A 9,890-nucleotide genomic window follows, 5' to 3' on the forward strand; every position below is an offset into this window, starting at 1 on the left:
TGTGTCAAAATTTAAAGTATTGTTTTCATAAGGATTATGAATACTTAAAATAGCTTCTTGATCAATTAAAACATTAGGATGAAAATTAAAATCTTGACTTAGATTAAATAAGCTTTCATCTAAACTTTCAAAAAAACCTTCACATTCTATAGAAAAAAGCTCTTCAAGACTTTCTTGGATGAGGGCTTTAGTGATTTTAAAGGGTAGGGGATTTGAAGTAGAATTTGATATATTAAGACTCATAAAGGAATTTGAGGCCATTTTTTCTCCTTAATGTGGTAATAAGATTTATCAAATACAAAGCTTATAAGTGTGATTAAATTTTTATTTATATTTGTTTGTAAATATTGTAGCATAGTTGGGGTAAATTTGAGTGTGTTTTATGATTATGAATATTTATTCATAAAGTTTCATATATACTATGGAGAATTTTTTTTGCGTGTTTCCTAAGATTTTTGCCCAGCCAAGTTTGGCAGTATTTTCTTCTCCTAACACAAACTTCATTTCTGAAGAATAATTGATTTTAAGGTATAAATCAACGCAAAATTCATAATTTGTTAAAAACATTATACTATTTTTTAAATCATCATGTTTAGTTCCATTAGGCATAAATTTAACCGCTTCTTGATATGAAATATCTTTTATATAAATTGCTATTTTATTTTGATAAGAGGTAAATTTATCACCTAGTATGAAATTACTCCCCAAGGCATGATTTTTTACGCCCAGTTTATTTCTTTGAGTATCAGAGATTAAAATTTGGTGAGGCAAATTTTCAATGATTGATAATTTATCCTTAAGTTTAAAATTGACTTGTAAAACTCTTTCAATGTGTGTTTTAGGTCGTCTTAAACTTAGTAGTAAAGGTGCAAATGGTAAATATTTTTTTGCAATATCGTATTCTTTAATTCCTAATATATTAAATAAAATTTGAGAAATAGAGTCTTTAAAATTATCATTAAAAGATCTTGGATAATTTTTTAAGCCAATAACATCGAAAAATATCCAAAGTAAATAGTGATTAAAAAAATCAAAAAATAAAGTCCAACCTTGTTCTCCATCTTCATTTCTGGATAATTTATCTAACATAAATGAAGGAAGTTGTGAGGAAACTCCATGTAAGCCCATAAAATTTACAAATAATTCTATAAATGATTGATCTGAAAAAATAATTTTTTCTAAATCTTTATTTGGATGCTTTAAACTTTTATTGGTTCTTAAAAATATATTTTTTTTCCCATAATTTTTTTCTAGCTTTCTTATAAGTTTAAAAAAACTATATGAAGTTGGATCATTCATATTAAAGCTTTTTTTCCAAAAGAAGCAGGATAATGCAGAATTTCTTTTGAATCAAGACATTTTATCTTTAATTCACAAAAGGAATTAATGCTAGCAAAAGATGCTAAAAATTTGGATATAACTAATCCTAGTAAATATACTTCACCTAAAGTATAAAACTTAGAATCCTTAATACTAAAAATAGCCACTGTTCCTTTTTTTGTAATATTTTCATCAATTAGATAAGTGCTTTTGCTTTGAATATCAACTATAGATTCTTTTAAAAGTTCATAAGATTTCCAATTTAACTGATTATTTAAAAAACTATAGCTTTCTAATACACCAAAAAAAGCTTTTCTACTTAATATGGTTTGATAAGAAAAAGATAATACAGAAACAAGTTTCCACAATAAATTGCCATCAACGCTGCATCTTCTCGCTTCACTTGGAATTTCGATATTTTTAGTATCAACACCTTTTAAATTGCAATTATTAATATCTCCTATTTTTAATCTTGAAGGCAGATCTCCATTAGAGCATAAAAGATCAATGCTTATAGTTTCATCCATTAAATAAGAGGAGAAAAAGGAAATTTCGCTAAATACTTCTCCTTTAGAATTCTTTTTAGTATTTATGCTATAAAAGTCTTTTTGATTATCTTTTAAAAATTCAAAACGTTCAAAACTCTTATAGTTTTTTAATAATCTTTTACCCCCTTCGCTATTGTGTGCTTTAACTTGCAATGTTTGTATAATCTCATAAGCTTTAGGTTGGCTTCTATCAACAAAAATTCGATAACTATCTTTTTTATGATTATTTATAAGAGGTTCTGCGCTTTTTGCAAAGATATTGATAATAGGCGTCATACTTAAAGAAAACAATTCTTTTCTAAATATGCAATTTGCAGGAAATGGTTTAGAGAATTTAAATTCAATATTAATTGTTCTTCCTTGGCAATTATTTAAAATATCTAAGTTATTAATTCTTAGAAAATTAAATTTATGGGGCATAAAAAAATATTCCCTTAACAAAGAAAAAGCTTCAAAGCCTAAATCATTATAAGATAAACTACTTTCATCTGGATTTAATCCTATTTTTTCAATATCGTAAGTATTAAGAAAAAATTCTTCATCAGTATCTAAACTTTGAATTTTTAATTCTTTTAAATAAGAATGCATGTATAATAATAAAGTACTAGACATATAGGTATCATTGCCTAAATATAAATTAATTTTTTCTAAGCCCAAATCACTTATTTTTGTTTCTGCTTTATCTATTTGTAATTTTAAATTAAAAGTATAGTCTTGGTTTTTACTTGATGCAAAAACCTCATTTATCGAAATAGGGTAAAGATAGACATCATAAACAGTTTTAAATTCACAAATGCATTTATCTATAGGTTTTGATTTAACAACGGTTCCTTTTGGAATAGTAAGTTTATTTTCTTTGCTATTTTGTTCAAGTTTAAATTCTTGCATACATAATGAGGGTATGGGATTTGTATAGTTTGGAGAAACTATATTGATTAAAGATTCTGCAATATGCGGGATATTTTCATCAAGTTCTTGGTGAATTTTAGAACTTAGGATGGCTAAATTTTCAATAATTCTTTCTACATCGGGATCTTTGCTATTGTAAGCTAAAAATGGAGCTAGTTTTGGATAATTTTTTACAAAATGTTCCCTAGTTTCATATAGATATTCAAGCTCTTTTTGATAATAAAAGATATTATCTTTCATTTAACCTCACAATATCTATTATTTTTAAAAATAATTTCTATACTAAATTCCTTAAAACGATCCTCTTGAAAAAAACATTTTACAATAAAAGAAAGTTGCCAAGGGCTTAAGCTATTATCATAAGTAATAGAAACAACTCGTATTCTTTTTTCATAACTATCAATTAACTTTCTTATTTCCTTAGCCATTGATATGCATAATTCGCTAGAACTAAGATTAATGTCAGTCATATTTGGCATCCCTAAATCTTTCGCGGTATAACAGTCATTAATCTTAGAGTTGAGCAAAACTTTTATATTATTCTTTACATCCTCAAAATCATTTTGATAGAATGGAATATGAATGTTTTGCTCATCTAAATTATGGATCAGTTTATCTAGCAAGGACATTATTATTCTTTATCTAATTTTCCTACTAAAGAAAGTTCAAAATTACCGCCCATATATTTAAAATGAGGTCGGACGCTTAGTCCTATTTTATACCATCCTGGCTCTCCTGGTATATCATCAACTTTCACTTGTGCTGCTCTGAATGGACGACGACTTCTTACTTCAGAAGGTGGATTTTCTTGATCGGAAATATATTGTCTAATCCATTCATTAAGACCATTTTCGATATCGCTTCTTTCTTTCCAGCTCCCTATTTCTTCTCGTTGTAAAACCTTTAAATAGTGCGCCAATCTTGAAATTAAAAAGATATATGGAAGTTGAGTTCCTAATCTGTAATTTGTTTCAGCTTCTTTACCTTCTGGGGTATTTTGAAATAATTTTGGTTTTAACGGAGAATTTGCTGAAAAAAATGCTGCATTATTACTATCTCTTCTTAATGTTAAAGTTATAAAACCTGCTTCTGCAAGTTCATACTCTCTCCTATCTGTAATCAAAACTTCTGTAGGTATTTTTGATTGTATAGTTCCAAAATTTTCATAAAGATAAGTAGGCAGATCCTTAACAGTCCCTCCACTTTTTGGTCCTATAATATTTCCACACCATCTATACTTAGCAAAGCTTTCTGTCAATCTTGTACAAAAAGTATACGAAGAATTAGCCCACAATAAATGATTATGCGAAGCATGTACATTTTCTTTATAATTAAAACTTTTGATAGGGTTTTCTTCAGGATCATAAGGGCTTCTTGCTAAAAATCTTGTCACTAGTAAGCCTGTATATTTAGAGTCTTCATTTTCTCTAAAAGTTCTCCACCTTGTATATTGAGGACCTTCTAGCAAACCTTGCAAATCTTGAATATTTGCAAGTTCAGAATAATCATCAAGCCCAAAAAATTTTGGTCCAAAAGATGTTAAAAAGGGAGAATGACTCATAGCCGCAATACTAGCCATTTTATTTAAAAAAGTCATATCAGGACTTGCTGATCCAAGTTGATAATCTCCAATGATTGCTCCTACAGGCTCTCCTCCAAATTGTCCATATTCTGAAGAATATATATTTTTATAAACAACGCTTTGTGTTATATCTGGATTGTTTTCAAAATCCTCTAAAGCTTCTTCTTTTCTTATATCAAATAGGTCGATTTTTATATTTTCATTAAAATCAGTTCTTTCAACTAGAAATCTAAGTCCACGCCAAGTAGATTCAAGTTTTTGAAATTCTTCATTATGTAAAACTTCATCCATTTGTTTTGAGAGTAAATGGTCAATATGGGCTATCATTTCATCAAGTGCAAATTTATTGATTTTTTCTTCGGCATTATCACTTTTTACAATTTCTGAAATAAATTCAGCAACACCTCTTTTGGCAATACTATAACTTTCATCAGTTTTAGAGTATTTGCTTTTCTCCATAATTTGTTCAATAATTGGCGTATCAATTACTTTGGTATTTGCCATTTTAATTTCCTTGCTCTTCTTGTTTAATTTCTAAAAGTAACTTTTCTTTAGTTTTTTCATTTTTTAACGCTTCTAAAACAGCTTTTCTAAAATCAGGAATATTACCCATAGGACCTTTTAAAGCCATTAAAGCTTCTCTTAGTTGCAATAATTTGTTTAACTCAGGTATTTGTTTAGCTAAGCTATCTGGAGAAAAATCCTTCATGCTAGCAATATTGAGCTTAACATCAAGCTCTTCAGCTCCTGTTCCAAGAGTATTTTTTACGCTAAAACTCGTTGTTATATTGAGTTTTCTCATAACTTGATCAAAATTGATCTTGTTAATTTGCAAAATTTCTCTTTCCTCTAAGGGGGTTTCGTTTTTTCCTTTTAAATTTGCCATTACCATTAATTTTAACGGCAGCTCCACATCCTCATTTTGTCCATTAGTTTTAGCTTTATATGTAATATTAATTCGTTCCTTTGGAGCATGAGATCCATCTGACATTTTAAATCCTTAAAAATAAAAATTTTAGCTTAATTATTATATTAAAATTTGCTAAATTTAATCTTGCATCATTTAATTTTATTTTTTGCGTTTTCATATTCTTCGGCTAGATAATCTTTTAGTAGAGTTTTTTCCATTAACTCTACTAAGTATATATTTAAAATTTTAGAGTTCTTTTTCATTCCTTTTGATTCAAAAATTTTTACCATATCTAGCAAGGAATTAATATTATTCATAGTAGAATTATTAAAATTTTCTTTATCAATATTCATCAGCATTTGCTCAAAATCTTGTAATGTATGTTCTTTGTCAGTTTTTTTACTTGAAAAAAAACTTTTTTTATTTTCTTTGGATTTAACAAAATATTTATAAACTTCTTCTTTGCAGATAAAATCACCATTTTGAAAACGGAGAAGTTCAATAGTATCAAATTTAGAAATAAAATCACTTGTTAATATTATAAGAATGTCTAATTGTTTATTTTTTTTCTTTTTTTCTAAAAAATCACAAAAGAGTTGTACACCCTCTATCCAAAAAGGATTTAAAATAAGTTCATGCATAAAACATTTAATATGTTCTATATCATTTTCTTTATCAGAAAGTAATATGCGAATTATATCTGCATCAGGTTTTCTTATTTTAGTAATTTTTTCATTATTACATTCAGGCAAACACCTGATTTTTCCCCACATTGCTTGGGTGAATAAAGCGTAGATATTGAGATTATTTTCATCCTCTTCTAAAAGCTCAAATGCAAGTTTTTGATAAAAATTTTTATATTCTCTCTCGTTTAAAGAGTTAATATTATCGCTTCTAATGTTTATAGATACTTGAGTTACAGGAGATTTTGGAAGTTGTGGTGCAACTTGAGCAATTTCAATTTTTGCAAAATTGCAAGATAGTAAATTTTCAAATTCGGAAAATAAAGTAATAAATTGATTAACAATCTCAGATGATATAAGCACTTTTGTTTTATTGTATTCTTGAATAAAATTTTGAATAAAATTTTGAATTTTTCGCTTTTGAGCTAATATATAAGCATTATTTTCATCTATAAGTTTTTTTAAATGTTGAAAAAGAAGCAAAAGCTTTTCAAAGCATTCTTCATTGTTTAAATTAAAACACGATAAAAGAAAATAGTTGCAAATTTTAAAATTTAAAGAATGATTTAATAATATAAACTGAGAATATTGATAAACTTTATCCCAAGAAATATTTTCATGGTTTAAAGTCTTATATTTTGACATCTCATCTTCAAGTAACTGAAATTCTTGTAGTTCATCTAAATTATTTTTCAATTGATCACAAAAATACATTTAATTCCTCCAAAAATTTGCCTCATTATAATTAAATTTTAAAAAATATTATGTTAATTTTTTAAAAAATTTACTCAATTAATCATAAATTATATATTCTAAGATAGAAAGGATACTTTAGTTTCATGTTTTGTAAAAAAAGTTTATTTTTTTTATTGCCACTATTCTTTTGCGCTTGCTCAAGTGTTGTTAGTGTTAAGATAAATAATGTAGAGAATTCCAATCTTAATAATAGACATGATGATGTTCCTGTTACAGCTATTGTATATCAACTTAAGGATATTAAAAAATTTGAAGAAGCAAGTGATATAGATTTGGCTACTAGAGAAGAGGGGGTACTAGGCAAGGATAAACTTGATTCTATTAAAACGCAAATTGCACCTAAAGACAATATTATCGCGGTTAAAGTAGATGAAGAAGAGGTTCCTTATGTAGGCATTCTTGTATTATTTGCAAATAATACAAAAAAAACAACAAAAATATGGGCAAAGACCGAAGATGCAAATGGGTTTGGGAAGAATAAGTATTTAAAATTTGAAATATCCAAAGAAGGTATCAAAAGAATTAAATAGGAATAATATATGGCAAATAAATTAAAAGTTGCTTGGTTTGATGGACTTAATATTGGACAAACCCATTTTGAGCAGCAAGAAAGATTTTTTAATAGAAATATAGATCTTAAAACTATAAATATATATAGTAATTTATATGGAATAATAGACTTGGAATTTTCTCAAGAGATGTTATTGCAAGGAAAAATTGCACTTTCTAAAATTTCAGGTATCGCACAAGATGGAAGCATTTTTAATGCACCTGAGCAAGATTTGTTGCCTGAGCCTATTGAAATCAATTATGAATCTTTAATTGATTCAGTTGTGGTATTAAAAATTCCTATCGGAGTTACTGATATTGCTGATTTATCTTTAAGAAATACTTTTCCAAATTCAAAGTTTATATGTCTTAGAAATAGTATTGCTTTAAGAAATTATGATGATTCAAAATCTAATGTAATGGACAAAATTGAAGATGAGTACGAACTTGAAAATCTGACTTTTACACAAGAGAAAAAAGATTTACTTCTTGCTAGTTTAAGATTAAAACTTGGCATTTTAGGTAATTCAACTCCTGATGAACTTGAATTACCAATTGCAAAAATTAAAAATATTGATATCAATAAAAAAATTGAATTAGAAAGTGATTTTATACCCACTTGCTTAAATATCAGCAAAATATCTACCATAAGATCCTTTTTGGAAGAAATTATTTTTTCAATCAATCAACATAAAAAAGTTCTATCTAATGTTTTTAAAGGAATCGATCAAACAAAAAATACATTGGATTTTAGCACTTTTTTATCCCTTAATCTTTTAAAAAAATGGTATTTAATATTTTCACATCTATCAAAAAAAGATAAAATACATCCTGAATTTTTATACGAAAAATTTTTAGAATTTCAAGGAGAGCTTGCAGCTTTTAGCAACGAAGAATCTTTTTTAGATTTTATTCCTTATAAACACGATAATCTTTATAATACTTTTTTAAATATGATGAATAATCTAAGATTGTTATTTTCTAAAATCACAAGCCCTAAATATTTTATAGCTAAGACTAGTATTAACGGCAACGGTTTTTATGATTTTATTTTTGATAATTCGGGAATTTTAGAAGAAAGTGAAATTTATTTCGCAATTCGTGCAGATGTTACTACAGAATATCTACTTAATAATTTTAAAATTCAAAGCAAGATACATACTCAAAGTAAAATTAAAAATATAGTCGCAACTCAGCTTGAGGGCTTAAATGTAGATCAAGTACCTAATGTTCCATCTAGCATTCCTTATTTAAATGGTTATGTTTATTATAAATTAGATAAAAGAGATCAACTGTTTAAAGATTTTAAAAATGAAAGTATCATTAGTATGTACTTGACCAACAATATAAAAAACCCTGATATTATAATGTGGGCGGTATTTCAATGAAAGAAATAAATGAAGAAAAAAAGGCATTAAGCTTACTTCTTGATTCAGATTTTGATGGTTTAAAAAACAATAAAATTATTGATTATTCTTTGGAGTTGCTTTTGCTTTCTTATAGACTTTCAAAAATAAGCTCTATGGATACAAGTAGTATTAATCAACTTAGAGAAACATTGATTAATAAAATTTTAGATATAACCGCTAAATTAAGTATATGTAAAGAATATGATGAAAAAGAAATTATTAAATTCAAATATTGTCTTTGTGTCTTTATAGATGAAAGCTTAATGAAAAATGAACTTTTTATTAATTTTTGGGCTCACAATACTCTAACTGTAAGGTTATTTGATGAAACTTTAGGTGGAAATAATTTTTATGATATTGCATCATCTTGGATTAATAACCCTTTTAAGTTTAAAGATTTTTTGGAATTTATCTATGCTTGTTTGATTCTTGGTTATAAAGGAAAATATAATGAGACTAAGGATAGAGATGAAAAAATAATTCATTTTTGCAATAATATTGCCACATCTTTAAAACCGGTTTATAAGATAGAAGAAGAGTTAGCTTTTAATAAAGCATATAAAACTGGTTTGAAAGAAAATATTTGGCAAAAATTTATAAGATTGTATTTTAAAAAACTTATTATCGTTGTGCCAGCATTGATTATATTAGGAGTATTAAGCTATGCAATTTTCAATTTAGAAACCAATAATCTTAAAGTGGATAATAATATATCCGTATTGATAAAAAATTTAACACATATAGAATAAATATACTAAATTTTTAAATATCAATTTATTTGTTATGAGTAAAATTAAATAAAAATTATTTTACAGCTAGAATAAAAATCAAATGCAAAACCTATAAAAGGATAAAAATATATGAAAAAACAAGCTCTATTATTTTAATGATAAAGAAAAAGTTATACTGCTAACACTAAACCACAAAATTACATCTTAATTTTAATAAAATAGAGAATCTAAGGAGATAACCCATGACATATATATTACTTCTTATTATAATTTCTACTATTCTTTCTTATCTTATATTAAAATTTATTTATAAAATCATCTTTAAATCTACAAAAAGCGTTTCAAAGTTTTTAGTCTTTCTTGGAAGTATAGGCTTAATTATCTTTTATTATACTCCTTATTCTTATTATTTAGAGCCTAGTTATTGGCAATTTAGGAATATGTGTAAGTTAAATGAACTTCCTAAAGTATAATAAGATTCTAGGGTATTTTG

At 26.2% G+C, this 9,890-nt stretch carries 10 protein-coding genes and 1 pseudogene; 4 read left to right on the top strand and 7 right to left on the bottom strand.

Annotated features, from left to right (window positions below):
* From AJ939_RS01075 to AJ939_RS01105, 7 genes and pseudogenes are all read right to left on the bottom strand, one after another.
* Positions 1–261: pseudogene (locus AJ939_RS01075) on the bottom strand (hypothetical protein); the annotation flags it as partial.
* A gap of 135 nt (positions 262–396) precedes the next feature.
* Entirely contained in the window at positions 397–1,299 is a 903-nt protein-coding gene (gene tssG, locus AJ939_RS01080) for a type VI secretion system baseplate subunit TssG (protein WP_070234018.1), read from the bottom strand.
* Positions 1,296–3,017: a type VI secretion system baseplate subunit TssF gene (tssF, locus tag AJ939_RS01085; protein WP_070234020.1), complete on the bottom strand. Its 1,722-nt coding sequence runs from the start codon at positions 3,015–3,017 to the stop codon at positions 1,296–1,298. The genes tssG and tssF overlap by 4 nt, the downstream gene beginning before the upstream one ends.
* Positions 3,014–3,406: a type VI secretion system baseplate subunit TssE gene (tssE, locus tag AJ939_RS01090; protein WP_070234022.1), complete on the bottom strand. Its 393-nt coding sequence runs from the start codon at positions 3,404–3,406 to the stop codon at positions 3,014–3,016. The genes tssF and tssE overlap by 4 nt, the downstream gene beginning before the upstream one ends.
* Before the next feature lie 2 nt (positions 3,407–3,408).
* Positions 3,409–4,863 carry a type VI secretion system contractile sheath large subunit gene (gene tssC, locus AJ939_RS01095; protein ID WP_070234023.1) on the bottom strand — a complete coding sequence of 485 codons (1,455 nt, stop codon included), beginning with the start codon at positions 4,861–4,863 and terminating at the stop codon, positions 3,409–3,411.
* A 1-nt stretch (position 4,864) separates the two neighbouring features.
* On the bottom strand, positions 4,865–5,350 hold the full coding sequence (gene tssB, locus AJ939_RS01100; RefSeq protein WP_002881833.1) for a type VI secretion system contractile sheath small subunit: 486 nt from the start codon (positions 5,348–5,350) through the stop codon (positions 4,865–4,867).
* A 68-nt stretch (positions 5,351–5,418) separates the two neighbouring features.
* Positions 5,419–6,666, bottom strand: a complete 1,248-nt coding sequence (locus AJ939_RS01105; RefSeq protein WP_002881835.1) for a type VI secretion system domain-containing protein — start codon at positions 6,664–6,666, stop codon at positions 5,419–5,421.
* 125 nt (positions 6,667–6,791) lie between these two features.
* Here AJ939_RS01105 and tssJ point away from each other — a divergent pair, with 125 nt between their 5' ends.
* The 4 genes from tssJ to AJ939_RS01125 all read left to right on the top strand — a co-directional run bounded on the left by tssJ (position 6,792) and on the right by AJ939_RS01125 (position 9,870).
* Complete coding sequence (tssJ, locus tag AJ939_RS01110; protein ID WP_002779659.1) at positions 6,792–7,238, top strand: type VI secretion system lipoprotein TssJ; 447 nt, start codon at positions 6,792–6,794, stop codon at positions 7,236–7,238.
* A 9-nt stretch (positions 7,239–7,247) separates the two neighbouring features.
* Complete coding sequence (gene tssK, locus AJ939_RS01115) at positions 7,248–8,645, top strand: type VI secretion system baseplate subunit TssK (protein WP_002779660.1); 1,398 nt, start codon at positions 7,248–7,250, stop codon at positions 8,643–8,645.
* Positions 8,642–9,415 carry a type IVB secretion system protein IcmH/DotU gene (gene icmH / locus AJ939_RS01120; RefSeq protein WP_002881837.1) on the top strand — a complete coding sequence of 258 codons (774 nt, stop codon included), beginning with the start codon at positions 8,642–8,644 and terminating at the stop codon, positions 9,413–9,415. The genes tssK and icmH overlap by 4 nt, the downstream gene beginning before the upstream one ends.
* Before the next feature lie 224 nt (positions 9,416–9,639).
* Entirely contained in the window at positions 9,640–9,870 is a 231-nt protein-coding gene (locus AJ939_RS01125) for a hypothetical protein (protein ID WP_002881838.1), read from the top strand.
* The last annotated feature ends 20 nt before the right edge of the window (positions 9,871–9,890 follow it).

The organism is Campylobacter sp. BCW_6889, assembly GCF_001762535.1.
Classification (GTDB): domain Bacteria; phylum Campylobacterota; class Campylobacteria; order Campylobacterales; family Campylobacteraceae; genus Campylobacter_D; species Campylobacter_D jejuni.